The 18254-nt window shown below is 59.0% G+C and carries 21 protein-coding genes; 7 read left to right on the top strand and 14 right to left on the bottom strand.

The window, feature by feature from the left end:
* The first annotated feature begins 25 nt into the window (after positions 1 to 25).
* The 4 genes from modC to XH93_RS08615 all read left to right on the top strand — a co-directional run bounded on the left by modC (position 26) and on the right by XH93_RS08615 (position 3364).
* Positions 26 to 1222, top strand: a complete 1197-nt coding sequence (gene modC, locus XH93_RS08630) for a molybdenum ABC transporter ATP-binding protein (RefSeq protein ID WP_194473164.1) — start codon at positions 26 to 28, stop codon at positions 1220 to 1222.
* On the top strand, positions 1200 to 1883 hold the full coding sequence (locus XH93_RS08625; RefSeq protein WP_246799519.1) for a DUF2478 domain-containing protein: 684 nt from the start codon (positions 1200 to 1202) through the stop codon (positions 1881 to 1883). Before modC ends, XH93_RS08625 begins: the two co-directional genes overlap by 23 nt.
* A gap of 371 nt (positions 1884 to 2254) precedes the next feature.
* Positions 2255 to 2809, top strand: a complete 555-nt coding sequence (locus XH93_RS08620; protein WP_139481162.1) for a peroxiredoxin — start codon at positions 2255 to 2257, stop codon at positions 2807 to 2809.
* A 6-nt stretch (positions 2810 to 2815) separates the two neighbouring features.
* Positions 2816 to 3364: a carboxymuconolactone decarboxylase family protein gene (locus tag XH93_RS08615; protein WP_194473163.1), complete on the top strand. Its 549-nt coding sequence runs from the start codon at positions 2816 to 2818 to the stop codon at positions 3362 to 3364.
* A gap of 234 nt (positions 3365 to 3598) precedes the next feature.
* Here the strand turns inward: XH93_RS08615 and XH93_RS08610 are convergent, their stop codons facing one another.
* Genes XH93_RS08610 through XH93_RS08600 form a run of 3 tightly spaced genes read right to left on the bottom strand, consistent with a single transcriptional unit; the run spans position 3599 to position 6362 of the window.
* A complete protein-coding gene (locus tag XH93_RS08610) occupies positions 3599 to 3895 on the bottom strand; it encodes a ferredoxin family protein (protein ID WP_139481164.1) in 297 nt (98 codons plus the stop codon).
* A gap of 39 nt (positions 3896 to 3934) precedes the next feature.
* Complete coding sequence (locus tag XH93_RS08605) at positions 3935 to 5242, bottom strand: FAD-dependent oxidoreductase (RefSeq protein WP_194473162.1); 1308 nt, start codon at positions 5240 to 5242, stop codon at positions 3935 to 3937.
* Between the two features lie 13 nt (positions 5243 to 5255).
* Positions 5256 to 6362: an electron transfer flavoprotein subunit alpha/FixB family protein gene (locus XH93_RS08600; protein ID WP_194473161.1), complete on the bottom strand. Its 1107-nt coding sequence runs from the start codon at positions 6360 to 6362 to the stop codon at positions 5256 to 5258.
* Between the two features lie 489 nt (positions 6363 to 6851).
* Here XH93_RS08600 and XH93_RS08595 point away from each other — a divergent pair, with 489 nt between their 5' ends.
* Positions 6852 to 7172: a hypothetical protein gene (locus XH93_RS08595; RefSeq protein WP_194473160.1), complete on the top strand. Its 321-nt coding sequence runs from the start codon at positions 6852 to 6854 to the stop codon at positions 7170 to 7172.
* A gap of 174 nt (positions 7173 to 7346) precedes the next feature.
* Here the strand turns inward: XH93_RS08595 and nifW are convergent, their stop codons facing one another.
* The 5 genes from nifW to XH93_RS08570 form a co-directional block, all read right to left on the bottom strand.
* Positions 7347 to 7688, bottom strand: a complete 342-nt coding sequence (nifW, locus tag XH93_RS08590) for a nitrogenase stabilizing/protective protein NifW (protein WP_194473159.1) — start codon at positions 7686 to 7688, stop codon at positions 7347 to 7349.
* Positions 7689 to 7881: 193 nt separating this feature from the next.
* Positions 7882 to 9069 carry a homocitrate synthase gene (gene nifV, locus XH93_RS08585; RefSeq protein ID WP_194473158.1) on the bottom strand — a complete coding sequence of 396 codons (1188 nt, stop codon included), beginning with the start codon at positions 9067 to 9069 and terminating at the stop codon, positions 7882 to 7884.
* 379 nt (positions 9070 to 9448) lie between these two features.
* Positions 9449 to 10162, bottom strand: a complete 714-nt coding sequence (locus XH93_RS08580; protein ID WP_246799518.1) for a nitrogen fixation protein NifQ — start codon at positions 10160 to 10162, stop codon at positions 9449 to 9451.
* Positions 10163 to 10299: 137 nt separating this feature from the next.
* Complete coding sequence (gene nifH, locus XH93_RS08575; protein WP_194475043.1) at positions 10300 to 11184, bottom strand: nitrogenase iron protein; 885 nt, start codon at positions 11182 to 11184, stop codon at positions 10300 to 10302.
* Positions 11185 to 11340: 156 nt separating this feature from the next.
* Positions 11341 to 11616: a hypothetical protein gene (locus XH93_RS08570; protein ID WP_194473157.1), complete on the bottom strand. Its 276-nt coding sequence runs from the start codon at positions 11614 to 11616 to the stop codon at positions 11341 to 11343.
* Between the two features lie 368 nt (positions 11617 to 11984).
* Between XH93_RS08570 and XH93_RS08565 the strand changes: the two genes are divergently transcribed.
* Together XH93_RS08565 and XH93_RS08560 are read left to right on the top strand one after the other, a co-directional pair.
* Complete coding sequence (locus XH93_RS08565; protein ID WP_194473156.1) at positions 11985 to 12395, top strand: ArsC/Spx/MgsR family protein; 411 nt, start codon at positions 11985 to 11987, stop codon at positions 12393 to 12395.
* Positions 12396 to 12873: 478 nt separating this feature from the next.
* A complete protein-coding gene (locus tag XH93_RS08560; RefSeq protein WP_371815101.1) occupies positions 12874 to 13599 on the top strand; it encodes an OmpW family protein in 726 nt (241 codons plus the stop codon).
* 553 nt (positions 13600 to 14152) lie between these two features.
* Here XH93_RS08560 and XH93_RS08555 read toward each other — a convergent pair.
* From XH93_RS08555 to XH93_RS08530, 6 genes are all read right to left on the bottom strand, one after another.
* Positions 14153 to 14500 (bottom strand): ferredoxin, encoded by a 348-nt coding sequence (locus XH93_RS08555; RefSeq protein ID WP_194473154.1) that lies wholly within the window; start codon positions 14498 to 14500, stop codon positions 14153 to 14155.
* 941 nt (positions 14501 to 15441) lie between these two features.
* On the bottom strand, positions 15442 to 15912 hold the full coding sequence (locus XH93_RS08550; RefSeq protein WP_246799516.1) for a Rieske 2Fe-2S domain-containing protein: 471 nt from the start codon (positions 15910 to 15912) through the stop codon (positions 15442 to 15444).
* Positions 15909 to 16130: a hypothetical protein gene (locus tag XH93_RS08545; RefSeq protein WP_139481171.1), complete on the bottom strand. Its 222-nt coding sequence runs from the start codon at positions 16128 to 16130 to the stop codon at positions 15909 to 15911. The genes XH93_RS08550 and XH93_RS08545 overlap by 4 nt, the downstream gene beginning before the upstream one ends.
* Before the next feature lie 252 nt (positions 16131 to 16382).
* The gene (locus XH93_RS08540; protein WP_194475041.1) at positions 16383 to 17537 is read right to left on the bottom strand and encodes a DegT/DnrJ/EryC1/StrS aminotransferase family protein; all 1155 of its coding nucleotides are present in this window, start codon (positions 17535 to 17537) and stop codon (positions 16383 to 16385) included.
* A 44-nt stretch (positions 17538 to 17581) separates the two neighbouring features.
* Positions 17582 to 17851, bottom strand: a complete 270-nt coding sequence (locus tag XH93_RS08535) for a hypothetical protein (RefSeq protein ID WP_194473153.1) — start codon at positions 17849 to 17851, stop codon at positions 17582 to 17584.
* A gap of 32 nt (positions 17852 to 17883) precedes the next feature.
* Positions 17884 to 18243, bottom strand: a complete 360-nt coding sequence (locus XH93_RS08530; RefSeq protein ID WP_194473152.1) for a DUF3024 domain-containing protein — start codon at positions 18241 to 18243, stop codon at positions 17884 to 17886.
* Positions 18244 to 18254: the final 11 nt, after the last annotated feature.

Raw genomic sequence — 18254 nt, 5'->3', positions numbered from 1 at the left:
CAAGATGCAGCATAGGCGTGGGCAGATGAGAGAAGCAAGACCGGGCTATATCGAAGTCGCCTTCAACGGCGCTCCCGCAGGCATCCCGCTGGATGCGCAATTCAGCGCCCCGGCCAAAGGTGTCACGGCCGTTTTCGGTCCTCCGGGGTGCGGCAAGACCACTCTCGCGCGTTGCATCGCCGGCATCCAGCATCTACCGACTGGATTCTGTGGCGTCGATGGCGAAATTTGGCAGAACGAGACGACGTTTCGGCCGCCTCATCTGCGTCCTGTCGCATATGTATTTCAGCGACCCATTCTTTTTTCTCATTTGTCTGTCAAGCGCACCCTTCTGTACAACGCGTCGAAATCGAGAGCGACACTGATCGACTTTGATGGTGTGGTTAAGTTGCTCGACTTGGCGCCACTGCTTGACTGTTCCCCGTCACATCTTTCTGGCGTCCAGCGACAACGACTTGCCCTAGGCAGCGCGCTACTAGCCCAACCGCGGCTACTTTTGCTGGACGACCCGCTCATTGTGCTCGACCGCTCCGCCAAACACGAGATTCTGCCATTTCTCGAGCGCATGCGGGAAGAGCTCACGTTGCCGATGATCTATATCTGTCATGACATGGCTGACATCGAACGCTTTGCCGATCATCTCGTCATGATGAAAGATGGCATGGTGACCGCGGCCGGACCGCTTCAAGTCGTTCAGAGTGATCCAGCGCTTGCCGCGCGTGGCGAAGCGGCGGTTTGCGTTGATACCGTGGTCGGCGGCTACGACGGGCGCTATGGACTCATCATCGTCCGCCTCAGAGGCGCGCGTCTGCTGATACCTGGGCCGCCGCTCAGACCTGGCGCGCAGCTACGGCTGCGCATCGCAGCCACCGATGTCAGCATCGTGCGCGAGACTCCGCGCGCAAGCTCCTTCCTGAATGTCTTTCCGGCACGCATCAAAGCCTCCCTTCCGTTCGACGAATCGGAGATCACGTTGGTTCTAGCGCTCGAAACTGGCCGTTCGGGCGTGCCGCTTTTGGCCCGCATCACACGCCGCTCTTTTGATGCGCTAGGGCTCAGCAACGGAATGGACGTATTCGCCGAAGTCGCGCGAGCCTTGCCGGTCTCACCCCCCGAGCGGTTGCTCATAACGCCTGCGACTCCACCAGGAGACGCTCTACAGCGGAGCGCCGACACACGAAATGAACAGAAATCGGATCATGGCCATGATCGACAATTTTGACAATATCGATCCGACAGCTGTGGCGGCGATTCTCTACCAGCCAGAGGACGACGCCGATAAACTGCTTGCCGATTTCGTCCAGGATCTCGCGCGGCATGACGTACGTGTCGGCGGCATCGTCCAGCGACACTTCAGAAATGCAAACGGCACGCACGTTATGCTCGCTGTCGACGTTGCGACAGGGCGAGAGATCTCGATTTCCCAGCTACTCGGCAGCGGAGCCGCGTCCTGTAAGCTCGATACAAACGGACTGGCTGAGGCCGCAATTGTCGTTTCCCAAGCGCTTCGCAACAAAGTCGATCTCGTCGTGATCAGCAAATTCGCCAAACAAGAGGCGGTTGGCCGCGGCCTGCGCGCTGAATTTGTTGACGCGATCACTCGGGGTGTGCCGCTCCTGACAGCTGTTCCACAAAAATGTCTTTCCGACTGGAGAGCTTTTATGGGTGATGTTGGCACGCTGCTCCTTTGCGATCGTCAAGTCGTAGAGGATTGGTGGCGCGACGTCGCCGCTCGCCCGGCGCGACGCCGCGCCTTCAGTCCTAGGTGGAGCTATTTGGGGACTATGATACCGGACAGCTTGATGACGGCTGCGAGAATATCGCCAAGGTCGGCTCCGGAATCGCCGGTTGCGCTCATTCGCGGCATACGAAAGCAACCTTAGCTTCGCGGCCGTTTCACACCGTGAGATATCATGATGCTCTGCGCGGGCGCCGAGGATCCGTTCTCGGTCGGCAGTTAGCCGTTTCAACCAGCGGTTCAATCGCTGGTCGAGGAATTTGGCTGCGACTTTTTAACTGCGGTACCCACTCGTGACTTCCGCGGCGCTCACCGACCGTTCCAAGCGATCGAGCATCGCGTTTCCACGCGGCATGATAGAGGTGGATGTGAGAGCCATCAGACCTTACGATCAAATGACTGCAGCCCGGTCGCTGGTTCGCTTCGTTGCGACAATCCGATCTAGACAACGGATGGCATATAGCTTGCTTCACTAGTGACGGCACAACTTACGCAAAGCAAACTTGTGAGGTCAGCATGCTCGGAATTGGAAGTCAGTTGCCGCCGTTCGAAATCACGGGCGTGAAGCCCGGCTTTCAGGCGCAGGAAGAAGAAGGACACAGCGCGTTCGAGACGCTGACAGAAACGAGCTTCCCCGAAAAATGGAAGATCATCTTTTTCTACCCCAAGGATTTCACGTTCGTCTGTCCGACCGAGATCGCCGAATTCGGCCGGCTATCCAAAGAATTCGCCGATCGCGATGCTGTCGTAATGGGCGGTTCGACTGACAATGAGTTCTGCAAGCTTGCCTGGCGGCGCTCGCATGCAGACCTGCACAATCTACCGATTTGGCAGTTTGCCGACACAAAAGGAACCTTAGTCGATGGCCTTGGCGTGCGTTCGCCCGAGGGCGTCGCCTATCGCTACACCTTTATCGTCGACCCCGACAACACAATCCAACACATCTATGCGACCAATCTAAATGTCGGGCGTAGCCCCAAGGACACGCTCCGCGTTCTGGACGCTTTGCAAACCGACGAACTCTGTCCCTGCAACCGCGAAGTCGGCGGCGAAACACTGAAGGTTGCGTGAGGCAGCATGTCGTCGATTGAGCAGTTGAATGAGACGATTCCCAATTTCGCCAAGGACGTCAGGCTTAACTTGGCGTCCTTGCTGGCCGATGATACGCTGTCGCCGCAGCGACAATACGGCCTGCTGCTGGCGAGCGCGATTGCCACGCGCAATGCAGCCCTGATTTCCGCGATCGAAGCGGCAGCCTCCGCCGTGATGACGCCTGCGGCGATCGCCGCAGCGAAATCCGCAGCCTCTGTGATGGCGATGAACAACGTCTACTACCGATTCGTGCACCTCGTATCCAACCCGGAATATAAGGCCATGCCGCCACGGCTGCGCATGAACGTGATCGGCAATCCCGGCGTGGATAAGTCCGATTTCGAGCTGTGGTCGCTGGCGGTCTCGGCCATAAACGGCTGCGGTGCCTGTGTCGACGCTCACGAGAAGACGCTGCGGGCTGAGGGCGTCAGTTCCGGAGTGATCCAGACTGCCGTGCGCTTTGCTGCGATTGTGCAATCAGTAGCGGTTGCGATCGAGGCCGCCGGCCCCGCCCCCTCCAAGGCGACGGGCTGAATTTCCTTTGCGCCGTCGGATCGACCCCGTTTGTGGCACCACTCAATGGCGCCACGACCAATCCTTCGTCAGTCCGGAGCGAGTGTGATACCCTCAAGCTGTGTCTTGCGAGGCGTCCCCCACGGCTGCGCGCCTCATTCGAATTTCATCTGCAGTGCAGATGAGCCAGAACGCCCACAAAGGCGGTGAAATCCCCCGTCTCATGGCGATTACACCGCGGCCCTTCGTTGCACTTCACCCAAACTTGAACAGCACGCCGTAACCGCCGCGCGGATAACTCCACTTGATGTCGCCGGTGGGTTCGGCGATCACGCGGCAGGTGCCGCACTCAATGCAGCCGTCGACGGTTATCTCAACTTGGCCGTTGTCGTTGAGTTCGTAGCATCGCGCGGGACAGGCGTTCAAAAGCGCAAGTAGCTGTGGCGACGGCGTCGTGTGCGCGCGCACCGTGACGTGAGGACGACCGACGTCGACAAGATAGCGGTTGTAGTACAGCTTGTCTTCGACGCGCACTATGGGCTCGACATTCATGCTTTGACCTTCCATTGCTGCACTTCACACTGTTGCCGATCAGCGCCAGGCCCGGGTAAAACGACACGCATCGCCGAACAGACCAGTCCATGACCGCGCCTTGACGAAGGATTTCAAGGTCGCCTTCTCCTTCTCAACTTTCGGCGTACCATCGACACGTACAAAGTTCTGCAGCGCCTTGGAGATAAGCTGCGGATAGGTAAGGAAGAAGTTTTGCGAATGGGTGTGCATCAACATCGGCATGTCTTTGTACTTCTTGAGGTCTTTGATGACAAAGGACTCGTCCAGCATCTTCTTGTAGAGCGACAGATTTGTCGCGGTCATCGGCTCGCGGCGCGATTGTACCTGGGCGATCGCTTCGGCTGCGATGCGGCCTGAGGTCATCGCAAGATTGGAACCTTCGCGATGAATGGCATTGTTGAGCTGTGCCGCGTCCCCCACCACCACCCAGCCCTCGCCGTAGAGCTGCGGGATTGCCTTGTAACCGCCTTCAGGAATGAGATGCGCCGCATATTCCTTGACTTCGGAACCTGCGATGAGCGGCGCCACGGACGGATGCCGCTTGAAATGATCGAGCATACCGTAGGGCGTCTGGGCGGTGCGCTGGAAATCAGCGACGAGACAGCCGATGCCGAGCGAAATGCACTCCTTGTTGGCATAGATGAAGCCCATTCCGGTCATGCCGCGGGAAATGGTACCGGCCGCCTCGATCACAACGCCTTCGTCGCCCTTGAGATTGAAACGCGCCTCGATAGTCTCGCGAGGCAAAAAGTGCATTTCCTTCACCGCGAGTGCAACATTATCGGGTTTCGGCCGCGATCGCAGACCCGCGCGCGTCCCGAGCAGGCCATTGACACCCTCGGCCAGCACGACGACGTCGGCGTGTATTTCGCCGTCGCGGCGATCTGTACGAACCCCCACGATCCTCTCACGGTCGTCCCGTACGAGCTCGGTGACTGTCGTCTCGCACAGCACGGTCGCGCCGGCCTCCCGCACTTTCGAGGAGAACCATTTGTCAAACTGCGCGCGGATGATCGTGTATCTGTTCGGCCGCTCCTCGTTGAAGTCATCCGAGCGGTAGTGCATGCCGACATGGGAGCGATCGTCCATCATCCAGAACCGCTGTTCGACCAGATGGCGCTCGAGCGGCGCCTCCTCGCGAAACTCGGGTATCAACTTTTCCATCATGTCCGCATAGAGAATTGCGCCCTGCACATTCTTCGATCCCGGATATTCGCCTCGCTCGAGCTGCAGCACCTTCATGCCGCGCTTGGCCAGGGTCAACGCCGCCGCGTTTCCGGCCATACCGGCTCCGATCACGATCGCATCGAACCTCTCTTCAATCATCACAGCATCTCCTCTAGACGGCGAGCCGGGCGCGCGACTCCGGCAACAGCCTGGCGCGAAATGCGGCCGTCAACGACGGGAGCAACTGCATGGCATCGCTGACGATCGCGACATGGGCGAAGTCGAAGATCGGCGCGTTCTTGTCGGTATTGATGGCGACGATCAGGTCCGCACCTTCCACGCCGACCCTGTGCTGGATCGCGCCGGAAATGCCGGCCGCAATATAGAGCTTTGGCCGGATGGTCTTGCCGGTCTGGCCGATCTGCCGATCAGACGTTACCCATCCCTTCTGCACCAGAGGACGCGAGCAGCCATACTCGGCGCCAAGCAGAGTTGCCAGTTCGCGCACCAGCCGAAAATTCTCGGGCGATCCCAGTCCCAAGCCGCCGGCGACTACGACATCGGCATAGGCCAGATTTGACGTTTCGGAGTCGCGGTCGGGAATGAACGTCAGCACCTTCGTGACGATATCATCTTCAACAAGGTCAAGCGGATGGATGATGATACGAGCGGCATCGCGTACGACGCGCTCCGGCATCGGCATGACGCGCGGGCGGACGGTTGCCATCTGCGGACGATAGTTCAAGGTATAAATCGTACACAGCAGCGAGCCGCCAAAGGTCGGACGCGTCGCCGCAAGCGAACCATCGGCGTCGACGTCGAGCGCAGTACAGTCGGCTGTGAGTCCCGTCGACAAGGTGGTGGCCACCGACCCTGCAAGATCGCGACCGAGTGTCGTCGCGCCTAACAACAGGATCTCAGGCTTGTAGGTGTTGACGAGTTCGGTTAGCGCTTTGGTATATGATTCGTTGCGGTAATCCGACAATACATTATCGCTCACGAGATAGGCCAGATCGGCGCCATAGCAAAATGACTCCAGCGCGGCGTTACGCGTCGGCTGCCCCTCCGGACCGATAACGACCGCGGCGAGGTTCACCTTCAGCCTGTCGGCAAGCCTGCGCCCCGCTCCCATGAGCTCCCAGGAAACCGGATGCACCTGGCCACGCTCCTGCTCGACGAAAACCCAGACATGCTTGTAGGCCTTAAAGTGCTCCGGCAGTTCCTTTTTGGCCGCTGCGCGGCCGGCCGCCGGTGCGGCCGTCTTGGTGACGTTGCTCATGCTGTAAATTCCCCTCAAAGTGCGCGCGCTCGCGCCACAGGATTGGTTCTACTTCGGCTGGCTGGAGATCACTTTTTATCAGCAGATGGCTGGCTGCTCGGTGGTTCCGCTTGCTCGGCGCGGCCCGACCGCGCAACGAGAGGCGTCGCACGGGGTGAACATACCGGGCGGGCCAAGTTCCGAGGTGGCCTCGAGACAGGTTTCTTGCGCGCGCTATGCGACAAGCGCCAGCGAGGCGGCCTAGCCGCTGCGGTCACTCTAATTGACTCTCTCCATGGCTGAGTACGCCGGTCCGCTTGCTGCGCAATAGCTGCACCTTGCTTTCGGCCTAGCGCTCCGCATCGGCTGTAACGACCTGGTCGATCTTGCCACCGCACTTTCATGCGATGAGTGTTCGGCCACCAGCGCCGCTGGCTCGCAGGGGACGTTTGCCTTTCTTCCTGGTGCATGTTGCTATCGGCTCTGAGGTGGATGTGGATCTGCGCGCAAGTGGGCGCCGGCCTGATTCGGACGATGATGTGCATACGTTTCCCAGGTTTGGCGCTGACGGGCGAGTTACCCATTGCTCCCCATCGCGGGCTCGATGGCAGCTTCAATCGCCTCAAAAGCCGTTTGAAGTGGCACAGCGCGAGCGTGAGCCGCGAGATGATGCCGCACAACTCGGCCGGCAGTAGACGTAGCGTGAAAGGTCTTCCTTCAAATCTCATCTCGAACGGCTACCATTTGTCTGCAACGATGACCGGATCGACCCGACAACAGCAAGTGTCGTACCAGTTGCAAAAATCAAGGAAGATCAGGCGAACGCAATGACTTAGGGGACACTTGGAAGGGCTGCTAATTCCCAGGACACGACCACTCCGGACATGGGTCGGGAATGCGACAGCGCCGCGCGAGCCATGGCTGCGGAGAGTTGATCTGGAAGAAGACGAAGGCTGCACGAGGGATCATCACCACGCCACTTGGGACAAACTTCGGGGCGCGAGATCACTTTAGCTCGCTCAATGGGACAAAGGCCGTCGGCTTGTCATGGTCTGCGACGGCATCCTTCAAAACCTTGAACACCCGCTGGTCGATTGGCGACGATGCCACGAAGTCGGCATAGGCCTGCTCCAGCATCGCTTTGCAACGAGCTCTGACGTCCGGCTCTGCGGCACCAGCGAACTGCTCCTTGGCAAGATATTGTCCCATGCGCTTTAGGATGTGAAGGCGCGCGACATTGACGGTTCCGGGGTTGTACTCGACGCCTAGCAGTGAAAAAAACTCTTCCGCCGACGAGGCTTTGTTGAGCCGCTCCAGGATACCGGATGCTGAGTGCGAGTTACTCATCGAAAACTCCCCTTTTGAATTGGCACGTGGACGGTCGGCGACAACGCGGCATCGCCTGGTGATCCTGCTGCAGCCAACCTCGCGCGACCATGCTGAGGCAGGCCGTCGTGGCCGCCGATTAGCGATGCCAGATACGGTCCTCGCGGCGCTTGGTTTTCGAATGGCCTGTCCAGACCTTGCTGGGCACGCCTCTTCAGGCGGGGCGGGACGACAAGTATCCGCACACATCGCGCCAGATCGCCGCTACTGTTTCGCGCTCGACCGGCACCTTGTGCTTTATGGCATGCTTGCGGACTTGCGTCAGGATCTGTCTGGCTTGGTCGGCGCTGGCGACGAGCTGTAATTCATTGAGCAACGCGGTGATCGCTGACAGCCCGGAATGCTTGCCGATCACAAAACTGTTGCGGCGCCCAAGCAGAACCGGATCAAGCGACTGGTAGGTACGTTGATCCTTTAAAAGACCATCCACGTGAATGCCCGATTCATGCGTAAAAATATGCTCTCCGACGATGGCTTTGTTCAGAGGAATCGAACGTGCGGCTGCGGCTGCAACCACCGCGGCGACGTTCTCGAGCTCCGGCAGTATGACGCCGGTCTCGTGCCTGTAGAGCTGCTTGAGCGCGACCGCGACTTCCTCGAGCGGTGCATTTCCAGCCCGCTCGCCGAGGCCGATAACGGTTACCGAGGCGTGGCTCGCGCCGGCCTTGATAGCGGAGAGCGTGTTGGCGGTTGCGAGGCCGAGATCGTCGTGACCATGAAACTCGAGTTCGAGATCTGTGGTCGCCCGCAAATTTCCGACCAGCGCGGAGGTTGTGTCCGGGTCGAGCACACTGAGCGTATCGGCAATACGAAAGCGACGCGCTCCCGCCGTTTTTGCCGCGGCTATCAGTCTGATCAGGAAGTCGATGTCGGCGCGGGAGGAGTCCTCGCCGCCGACGGCAACTTCAAGTCCCCGCTCACGTGCATAACCTACCACTCGCTTCACTTGTTCCAGCGCCAGGTCGCGACGACCGCCAAGCTTGGCCGCGATCTGGACATCGGAACTGGGGATCGACACATTGACCATCGACACCTTCGCTTCGATCGCCGCGTCGATGTCGGCTTCGCGCATCCGGCACCAGCCTATGGTGGTGAGCGGAAGCTCTGCTTCGACGATTGCGCGGATGGCGATGATCTCCTCGTTGCCCATCGCGGGCGTTCCCGCCTCGATCTCCGTCACGCCGGCCCGCGCCAATGCCTGCGCGATCGCCAGCTTTTCCTCTGTGGTGAACGCAACGCCAGGCGCCTGCTCGCCGTCGCGTAACGTCGTGTCGTTGAGCACGGTCGGCTTGGCGCTCGCCTGCGCGGGCCAAGCCGGTTTGGCGGTCTTGGTGGCGGCCATCACGAAAGGGCTCCTCATTGCTTTTGACCCACAGGCGCTTCAGCAACCCCCATGCCAGCCCGCCATCCTTGGCAACCCGTTGAAAAAGATGCGCTCTCTTCCTCGGCCAGCCTCCCTTACGCAAATGGAATGTCGCAAACGCGACAGGCTTATGAAGCGGACGCCTCACCTTGCCTCTTGCAACGCCGAACGCAAATGTTAGCTTAATCGCCACACGCCGGGGGCAGGAACTGTCGCGGAGCACTTGTGGCCCGGCACCGCCTTAGACCCATGGTCGCGCGCATCGAGACGGCGTTAGCCGTGCCCTCCAGCTCATGCGGAACTCGCCAAAGCCCGCGCGGGGGTTCTAGCTGACTGGGCGATCGAGCCTTGCAACAGCTTAAATGGGCCAGTCGACGCTGATGACCGGGCGAGCCGTCTGCAACAGAACGTCGCGCCGGCGTTCTGCCATCCGGCTCTCGCCGCTTTCTTCGCCGAAGCAGAGATTGAAGTCGTTACATTGCGTGCAAATTGGCGTTGTGCACATGACGAGGCCTTCATCCTCACACAGCGAGCGGTAGAAGAAGCGCTTCCAGCGCATATTGTTGTTGTTGCGCGCGGCGAGCGGCGCGAAGTGGCGGCTCAGCAGCCGAGAGAGTTCGCCACGATTGCGTAATCCGAGATCTTCCCACAAGTGGCCTGGCTCTATGGCGCGGCGCGCGATCATCGCGGCCAGCCAACCCCCGATACGTCCTTCCGTTGAGCGTTGCTTGAGCAAGAGATCGCGCACCATTGCGATTTCGTCGTTCTCATCGCACTTGAAGGCCAGGAGCTGCTCCGAAATCTTGACCCCGACCGATGGAAAATAGTGCTCCAGCAGCGCCGCCAGCTCGTAGCCGGACAGGCCGGCTTTCTCGGGAAGCGGGCCACCATCCATCGAGGCGGCCGCCAGAATTGACGCCAGGACATGGCAATCGAAATTGCTGTCGGTCGCAATGTCGGCCTCTTCGGGAGGCACACCAGTGAGCGCTCGGTAGGTCGCAATTCCTCTTTGCACCTCGCTGCCCGCGTCGGCGCAAACAGCTGTAAACGGATGGAAGTTCGCTTCGGGCATGAATCTTTTTACAGCGTCACGTTTGCCCCGTCCCATTCTGGCTGGCCGGGTGATCGTCAGAATGCCGGTCTCCCCGGATGGGGGGTGAGGGAGACCGGCATCCGTCGCGCGCCTTCAGAAGGCCGCGACCCGCGACCTTAAGAGGCCGCGAGCTCGGCGGCGGTCTTGCCGACGATGGATTCGTCGACGGGCTTCATTATGCCATGCTCCATCAGCATGTCCTCGAGCTCGTCCATGGAGATCGGGGTCGGAATGATGCCTTTGCCGCCATTGTTGTGAACCTTGGTCGCAAGATTGCGATAGTGATCGGCCTGCTTCGAATCGGGCGCATACTCCAGCACCGTCATGCGGCGCAACTCGGCATGCTGCACCACATTGTCCCGCGGCACAAAGTAGATCAGCTGAGTGCCCAACTTCTTGGCCAGCGCCTCCGCCAGTTCCAGCTCTTTGTCGGTCTGCCGCTCGTTGCAGATCAGGCCGCCCAGCCGCACGCCGCCAGAGTTGGCGTATTTCAGGATGCCTTTGGAAATATTGTTTGCGGCATACATTGCCATCATTTCTCCGGACATAACGATATAGATCTCCTGCGCCTTGTTTTCGCGGATTGGCATCGCAAAGCCACCGCAAACGACGTCGCCGAGCACGTCGTAGGAGACATAGTCAATGTCCTCATAGGCGCCATTCTCCTCCAGGAAATTGATCGAGGTGATGACGCCGCGGCCGGCGCAGCCGACACCCGGCTCAGGACCGCCGGACTCCACGCAGCGGATGTCCTTGTAGCCGACCTTCATGACGTCCTCGAGTTCGAGGTCCTCCACGCTGCCAGCGCTCGCTGCAAGGCTCAAAATCGTGTCCTGCGCCTTGGCGTGCAGAATCAGGCGGGTCGAGTCCGCTTTAGGATCGCATCCCACGATCAGGATTTTCTGACCCATCTCGGCCAGTGCCGCCAACGTATTCTGGGAAGTGGTCGACTTGCCGATGCCGCCCTTTCCGTAGAACGCGATTTGTCTCAGTGAAGACATGTTGTTCTCCATCAACCGATTTGCCAAAAGTTACGCGCTTCCTACACGCGAGCTCGTTTCTCTCTCAGAAACGGGGCACACGGGTTCAAGGGAAGGAGCGCATCGCTCGTCTTACGCGTCGGCGTGCACTCAGCCCTCACTCAGTGTTGCTGCCGCTTAAAAGCAACCGTCATGCCAACGCTGTCCGCGCTCCTTAAGATTCTGATTGCGTTCTAAAAATCCAACGAGCAGTTGAGTAATCCCAGAGTGTTTTGCACCGGACAGGATCCGCTCGGCTGTCAGAAAACGAACACCGGCCCCACCAATTAGGCTGGAAAACGGCAGCTTGGCATAACCAGATCCAATGCTCTCAAATGGAACGGGACTTGCTCCTCTTCTCGCAAGCTGGTGGTCGGCAATTGGGCGGAGCGAGATGCAGGTGGAGGTCGGCATCTCTAAGGCACGTGCCCGGCGACGAGGTTCGTGGTCGATGATGCGAGGTAAATTGTGCGGCTAATCTACCAATTGATCAACTAATCAGAACGACGCGCCTGAGCCTAAAGCCAGCAAGAAGCGCCTTACAAGGGTGCCTTGGATCGAAACTAGCTGCGGTCCTGCTGCGCGCTTCGTTTGCAAGACATGAAAGTCCAATTCTCGTTGATGAGTTGGTGGTCCAACGAAGGCGTTAAGGCGGGGCGCAAGCACGGTACGGTGCTCGAGCCGCTTATGTGTGATCGTTTGCACCAGCGTCAAATGCGCTCCCCCGACACAGCGGAACCCGACGCCGATCGTTCAGCGCAGCGTACCCACATAGGCATACCATGGCGACGATCCTCTTTTATCAAAAGCCCGGCTGCGTCGCCAATGCACGTCAGATGCTGGCGCTGAAGGCCGCTGGCCATGACGTGATAGCCAAGGATATATTGAAGGAGCCGTGGGCTGCGGAGAATTTGCGACACTTCTTCGGCAAGACGCCGATCGCATCCTGGTTCAACCAAGCCGCGCCTCGTATCAAGTCAGGCGACGTTAATCCTGACGCAATTGACGCAGCGAGTGCACTTGCGCTGATGCTGGCAGATCCGCTCCTGATCAGACGTCCGCTGATCGACGTCGATGGTGCAAGATGCGCCGGATTCGATCATGAAGCCGTGCTGTCGTTGCTTGGCCGGGACACGCAAGATGACCTGGGATGCTTCCACGAACAGCAGGGCACGCACTGTCCGCAGATTTGAGGATACAATCGATCATACGACCACGCCGCCAACCAGTGCGAACAACGATCCTCCCGTACCGGCTTTGTCGGGATGGCCGGCGGCATGTTCGGCGCGAACGCCGACGTGCGCGGCTCTTTGTAACCAGCGGCGCTCAGATTGCTCGGTTTGAATAAGACATGTTCGTCGCCTGCGGTGTGGGACACCACCGCAGTTCGATCGCGTTTGTCGCACAAGATTCCTGCAGCCTTTATCTGATCAGAGCTTTGAGCCGAGACACGGGTATTGAAAAGTTCGTTCAGACAGAACATTGAACTGAATAAACGGTCCGGACAGAACCGCGGAGCTTCGCGATCGTGACCCTTATGCAACGTGGCTGCACAATTGCGCTACGTGCGCCGCCATTTTGATCAGCATCAAATCATTCGTCGTCTCCCATGTGTGACAGAGATCCCGCGCGACTCTTCGCGCAGACTTTGGAATGGAGAATTCGATGACGATGAAAACAATTCTGACGACGACATCGCTGCTTGCGCTCGCGAGCTCGTTGGCCAGCATCCCGGTTCAGGCCGCGGACCTAGCGCAGGCCCCTATCTACTACAAAGCCCCCCCACTCGAACCCTTCAATCCGTGGATGATCCGCCTGCGCGTTCTTGGCGTTTTGCCGGATACCGCAGGCAGCTCCGTCAATGTCGCCGGCGCGGCGCCGCTATCCTCGCCCGCTTCCGGGCTATCGATCAGCGATCAAGTGGTACCGGAGCTCGATATCACCTATTTCTTCACAAGAAACGTTGCCGCCGAACTCATTCTCGGTGTGACCCGCCATCACATCAGCGGCACAGGTACGCTAAATGGACTAGATATCGGCAAGGCTTGGCTGTTGCCGCCAACGCTGACGCTGCAATATCACTTCACCGATTTTGGCCCGCTCAGGCCTTACATCGGCGCGGGCATCAACTACACCGCATTCTTCAACCAATCGGCTGCCAATACGTCGCGCGCCGGCCTTGCCGTGACGGATTTGCACATCGGCAACCAGTTCGGCGCCGCGGTCCAATTCGGCTTCGATTATATGCTTGACCGCCATTGGGGCCTCAACTTCGACGTGAAGAAGTTGTGGTTGCGGCCGGATTATTCGGCGACCGTGAACAATGCGATTGCCGTCACCGGCCGCGCCAATATCGACCCATGGCTCGTCAGCGGTGGCATTACCTACAAGTTCTGAGGCTGGAAACAGGCTTCAGTGAACTTTCCCAACGCGCCGGGGCCGTCGGGCGCGTCTCTCCGTTGTAGTGCAGTGCGAAGGCAAGCGAGATGATGTGTAAAGACACGTCGTCTCGCCGATGGCCAGAAGCGATTCCCAGCATTGCTCTCGCTGTGAGTCACGGATGTGTCGGTAAGTGGCGGAAAACAGGCAAATCGAGCCACTAGCGATCAATAGGATCCTGCTCGTTGTTTCTCTGCATTAGCGGCGGCGGCCGCCTGCTTATGGGAGCTGAGAATTCAGGGCGGTCGCACCTGTGTGGGAGCGACCGCCCTTGCAAGAGACTTGATCTCAGGACTCATCGGCCCCGATCATGAGTAGAATCCGATCAAGGCTTACCTCTCAGCGCACGTTATTGAAACCAAGCCATAGCCACAAGTAACCGGTCCGTGTTGGGCACGTACTGGAAGCATTAGGGCACCCGGTCATTGCCGAACGTTCCGAGATGCCAGCTATTGGGCGGATAGGCCATCGATGTTTGATCCAAAGGGCGAGCGGCGCTCAAGCGACGCCTTTAGCTTCGCCTCAGTACCATCACAAGGCGATCGACACGTTTGCCCTGCTTGAGATGAGAGTCTACGATTTCATCAACGTCCTCAGGCGTGGTGGCGCGATACCAGACTCCGTCTGGATAGACGACCATCAAAGGACCGGAGTTACAAAAGCCAAGGCAGCCCGTCACCGTGAAGCCGACATCAGTGAGGCCTTGCGTTTCGATCGCCTTGCCCATCCGATCCCAGAGGGCCGGCGCCCCAGAAGCGCCGCAACTGCCGTGCGGATGATTCGGCGGGCGCTGCGTGTTGCAGGCAAAGACGTGATGCCTATAAAGTTGAGGAAGCTCGAATTCGGTTTCTTCGTTCATGCGCCTTTCCTGAAATCAACGGCCTCCATCATCTGAAAAGAGACAAGATCCGAGCACATCCGCCCGAACTACCTGCTTCTCAGTCGAACGCCGCATCGACCAATTGATCCTACTAATGCCCACTCTAGCTTGCGAAAGCAGGGTGACACGCCGATGATGATCGCTGACGATCAGCGATACTCGGCATCTAGAACAGCCTCCTTGATCAGTTTCAACCTCGCGATTGTCTCGCTCCTCCAACCGTCCAACTTCTTTAAGCAAGTTCCGCACCAGGTGCGTAGCGCTCATTTCTGCAGCGATCTCATTCTCCGCTCCGGCGCGACTGACAATTATGCCGAGGTTGCAACAATGTCGCCCTCCTCTGTTCCATGCGTGACATATGGCGCATCGCGTTTGATACCCTCCCGCTTCAGCGTTTCGCAGATCGCACGCACAATAGCCGGGCCACGTCCACGCGCCCGTTCATGCATTCGACCTTGGCCGCCGCAACCGGCTGATTATGGTGGCGACACTCGCTAGGGGCATCGCATGAACAGAAGCTTGGCATTGCAATTGCTACGCCCGCTTCGGCGGTCGTCCAAGAATCGTGACACAGGATCGTCATTCCTCCAGACCAAACGGTCCTGTCAGTCTGGGCCCCTCCCCATTTCACCCAGCCCAGACGGTGCCCTCGGCGTACCCGCCGAGGGCATTTCCTTCTCGAAGACATTGTATCCAGCGGCGGCAATGGCCTGCTGGCTCGATTTGGTGAGCTAGCACCAAAGCACGTCCTTGGTGCCGCCAAGATAGCAGTTGCACGTTTGGGATACGACGGTTCACCTGTTTGCCTCTCAACTTTAAAAGCATTGACGCGCGTCCGCGCCAGCGCTCACTGGTACGATGGCATTATTCGTCGACAACGCACCGGAGACAACTTGAGCGACGGCCAAGTGAGACGCCTGTTAATCGGGATGGATCATTGTGTCCATGGTTTCGTCGCTGTCCTCGAACGGGTCGGAAAACCGATCATCCTCAAGCAGCTTGATACCAAACAGGCAGACGTCACCTTCGATGACGGCGAGTGCGACCGGCTCAAGCGTTTGTCCAGTGCAGGGACCATCGATGCACAGCCCAGTGTCGATCTCAAATCTCGCACCGTGCCGTGCGCATCTGAGAAAGGAGCGATCGGAGGAGAAGAACTCGCCGGAGCCGATGTTGAGCCATAAGCTTTCATGCGGACAACGATTGGCGTACCCTAGATAGTCGTCGCCAAAAGTGCGAACCACAACAATTGGAAACGGCCGGCTCTCGCCGCTGTCCTCTACCTGCAGCAAGCTAAAGGCCACGGCGCCACAACGCTCGATGGCATCGGCCGGACAGACGGCGAACACCTCGATCTGATCAGACATCGGGCCGATCATCCCTTTGCTCATCCAGGCCTCGCAGTTTCCTGCTTGAAAGCTTCGACAGCAGCCCGGGCCAGCCGAAAAACGCCGCGGCCACGAGCGAGCGGCCGATAGGTCGAGCCGGCACGGGTATTGAGGACATCAAACCATTGGTTCGGCGTGAGCTTCGCCGGGCGCTCGCTGATTTGGATCACTCTCCCGTTTGGAGCGAAGCGCACGTGAATGATGACTTGTTGAGAATTCATGGCAACCCCTATTTGACCGACTTTAAAGACCCGAGCCGAAACTGAGGATCTCTGTTGTGAGGTGCCCGGTTTCCGGCAGCTTGGCGCGTGGCCTCGAGCCGCGGCTTGGAGACCGCGCCTCGCTACTTTCGAGCAAGTCTTCTTCGTGCTCATGGGCCACCCCTCGGTCGCCCCGCTCGTCTCGCGCGACGTCACAAAGTAGGATCATTGCCATTCAATCCTCGTCCTTCCGTGTGGTGGATGACGAGCATCTCAGTAGATCGCTGCCCCTGCGCCCACGTTGATCGACGCATCTTTCATGGCCTCGACAATGAACTCGATCTTGTTGTTCGTGAGATGGGTGTGAAACGGCAGCGCCAGGGCGCGATCGGCGATCTTTTCCGTAACCGGGAAATCGCCACGTCGATAGCCGAGCTCGAAATAGTGGCGTTGCAAGTGCAGCGGGTAGCTATAGGCGGCGGCTTCAATTTGGGCGACGCGCAGATCATCGACGATGGCATCGCGGCCGGATCGCGTGAAGCGTGTTCCGAGATGGACGAGATAGAGCAACCAGTTCACCTCGGTCACGTGGGGACCAACATAAGGCGGCTTGATGCCCTCAAATGATTGCATATGCGCGTTGTAGAGTTGCTCCACCAGCCGACGACGCTCCAGGATTTCATCGAGACGCTTGAGCTGCGCCAGCCCCAGGGCTGCCGTGAGATCGCTCATGCCGGCTTGGTATGGCGCTGCGGCACCGACGATCACGGAGGAGCGTTCGTCCAGGCGGTGGGCGCGATAGCGACGCAAGCCAACCGCGATGTCGATATCGTCCGTTACCACCATTGCGCCTTCGCCACAGCTTAGGGCCAAGGGCTGGGCAAAGTCGAAGACCGCCAGGTCGCCAAACCGGCCGACGAGCTCACCCTTGTAGCGCGATCCGATTGCTTCGGTGGAATCCTCTAAAAGCGCCAGATGGTGGCGCTGCGCGATCGCCCGCAGTTGCGACCACGGCGCGGGATGGCCGTTGGGATTGCCGGCGACAATCGCCCGCGTGTTGGCCGTGATGCGCTCTTCGGCTTTATCCGGGACCAATGTTCCCGACCAGTAGTCGATGTCGGCAAATACCGCCCGTGCGCCTGCAAGACCGACCGCGTGGACCGTCTCGCGAAGGGAATAGGGCGAGGCGATGACTTCGTGCCCCGGCCCGATACCGACCGCCTTGAGCGCAAGCAGGAGCCCGACGGTGCCGCTCGAGACCGCGACGGCATATTTGCGGCCAAGATAGGCTGCAAAAGCGTGCTCGAACGCCTCAGTGACCCACCCATTGGAGATCTGCGGCGAGCACAGAACCGTTTCCACGGCGGAGAGCTCCGCGAAGGTGATATCGGGATCTGACAGTGGAATAAAGGATGTATTTGCCTCCATCCTGTCCGCACCATCAAGCCGATACCCTGCGAAACCAACGCCGCTCACCGGGCAACATTCCTTTTCGCCAACACGATACCGGTCGCCCGCTTCGGATCGGCCGTAATCTGCACGCAGTGATCCGACCCGTCGAGCAAATGCAGGTCGAAACGAGGAAACCGCCGGAATGGCTGATCCGTCACATCCGATGCATCGCAGCGAACGCATGCAAGCTGCGGCAAGCGGCGCCGCAGCTCGACAAGCGGGTCCGTGTCCGCGCCATCGGTAGCAAGCAGCCGTTCGATTTCGATCAATTCCTCCGCAGTAAGCGCCATCGTGGCTCCTCTATGACTCGCCAAAGTGGTCGTCATTGCCAGAACAGGCGCTCCGGATCTGCATTCAACTCATCAATTGCTGAAGTCAGGCGGTGGTAAAGGCTGTAAAATTCCCAGATCCCTTGCGCGTGGTTCTTGCAAAACAGCTTCCAGATCCCACTCACGGCGTCGTAAAGAATCAGCGCGACATCAATGAGACCACCATCCTTGTCGATATTGCGCGAGCAACAGGGACTCTCGACCAGATAGCCCCCCCTCACCTGCGTCACGTTCGGCGAGACATAGAGATAGCGCTTGCGCGAGCTCAAGCCGCGCTCGATTCGCTTGCGATCGAGCTCGTTTGGGTGAGGAACCAACCCCGTCTTTACCTTCCTCATCAGCGCGGCAGTCATCGCGAAAGCCC

Source organism: Bradyrhizobium sp. CCBAU 51753 (genome assembly GCF_015291565.1).
Taxonomy (GTDB): domain Bacteria; phylum Pseudomonadota; class Alphaproteobacteria; order Rhizobiales; family Xanthobacteraceae; genus Bradyrhizobium; species Bradyrhizobium ivorense.
The sequence above is the reverse complement of the archived record's forward strand: the minus strand, read 5'-3'. Positions and strand labels throughout refer to the sequence as shown.

Excerpts from the sequence above, each read along its gene's own strand:
- modC (WP_194473164.1), top strand. The coding sequence starts at position 26 with ATGAGAGAAGCAAGACCGGGCTATATCGAAGTCGCCTTCAACGGCGCT.
- XH93_RS08625 (WP_246799519.1), top strand. The coding sequence starts at position 1,200 with ATGGCCATGATCGACAATTTTGACAATATCGATCCGACAGCTGTGGCG.
- XH93_RS08620 (WP_139481162.1), top strand. The coding sequence starts at position 2,255 with ATGCTCGGAATTGGAAGTCAGTTGCCGCCGTTCGAAATCACGGGCGTG.
- XH93_RS08615 (WP_194473163.1), top strand. The coding sequence starts at position 2,816 with ATGTCGTCGATTGAGCAGTTGAATGAGACGATTCCCAATTTCGCCAAG.
- XH93_RS08610 (WP_139481164.1), bottom strand. The coding sequence starts at position 3,895 with ATGAATGTCGAGCCCATAGTGCGCGTCGAAGACAAGCTGTACTACAAC.
- XH93_RS08605 (WP_194473162.1), bottom strand. The coding sequence starts at position 5,242 with ATGATTGAAGAGAGGTTCGATGCGATCGTGATCGGAGCCGGTATGGCC.
- XH93_RS08600 (WP_194473161.1), bottom strand. The coding sequence starts at position 6,362 with ATGAGCAACGTCACCAAGACGGCCGCACCGGCGGCCGGCCGCGCAGCG.
- nifW (WP_194473159.1), bottom strand. The coding sequence starts at position 7,688 with ATGAGTAACTCGCACTCAGCATCCGGTATCCTGGAGCGGCTCAACAAA.
- nifV (WP_194473158.1), bottom strand. The coding sequence starts at position 9,069 with ATGGCCGCCACCAAGACCGCCAAACCGGCTTGGCCCGCGCAGGCGAGC.
- XH93_RS08580 (WP_246799518.1), bottom strand. The coding sequence starts at position 10,162 with ATGCCCGAAGCGAACTTCCATCCGTTTACAGCTGTTTGCGCCGACGCG.
- nifH (WP_194475043.1), bottom strand. The coding sequence starts at position 11,184 with ATGTCTTCACTGAGACAAATCGCGTTCTACGGAAAGGGCGGCATCGGC.
- XH93_RS08570 (WP_194473157.1), bottom strand. The coding sequence starts at position 11,616 with ATGCCGACCTCCACCTGCATCTCGCTCCGCCCAATTGCCGACCACCAG.
- XH93_RS08565 (WP_194473156.1), top strand. The coding sequence starts at position 11,985 with ATGGCGACGATCCTCTTTTATCAAAAGCCCGGCTGCGTCGCCAATGCA.
- XH93_RS08560 (WP_371815101.1), top strand. The coding sequence starts at position 12,874 with ATGAAAACAATTCTGACGACGACATCGCTGCTTGCGCTCGCGAGCTCG.
- XH93_RS08555 (WP_194473154.1), bottom strand. The coding sequence starts at position 14,500 with ATGAACGAAGAAACCGAATTCGAGCTTCCTCAACTTTATAGGCATCAC.
- XH93_RS08550 (WP_246799516.1), bottom strand. The coding sequence starts at position 15,912 with ATGAGCAAAGGGATGATCGGCCCGATGTCTGATCAGATCGAGGTGTTC.
- XH93_RS08545 (WP_139481171.1), bottom strand. The coding sequence starts at position 16,130 with ATGAATTCTCAACAAGTCATCATTCACGTGCGCTTCGCTCCAAACGGG.
- XH93_RS08540 (WP_194475041.1), bottom strand. The coding sequence starts at position 17,537 with ATGGAGGCAAATACATCCTTTATTCCACTGTCAGATCCCGATATCACC.
- XH93_RS08535 (WP_194473153.1), bottom strand. The coding sequence starts at position 17,851 with ATGGCGCTTACTGCGGAGGAATTGATCGAAATCGAACGGCTGCTTGCT.
- XH93_RS08530 (WP_194473152.1), bottom strand. The coding sequence starts at position 18,243 with ATGACTGCCGCGCTGATGAGGAAGGTAAAGACGGGGTTGGTTCCTCAC.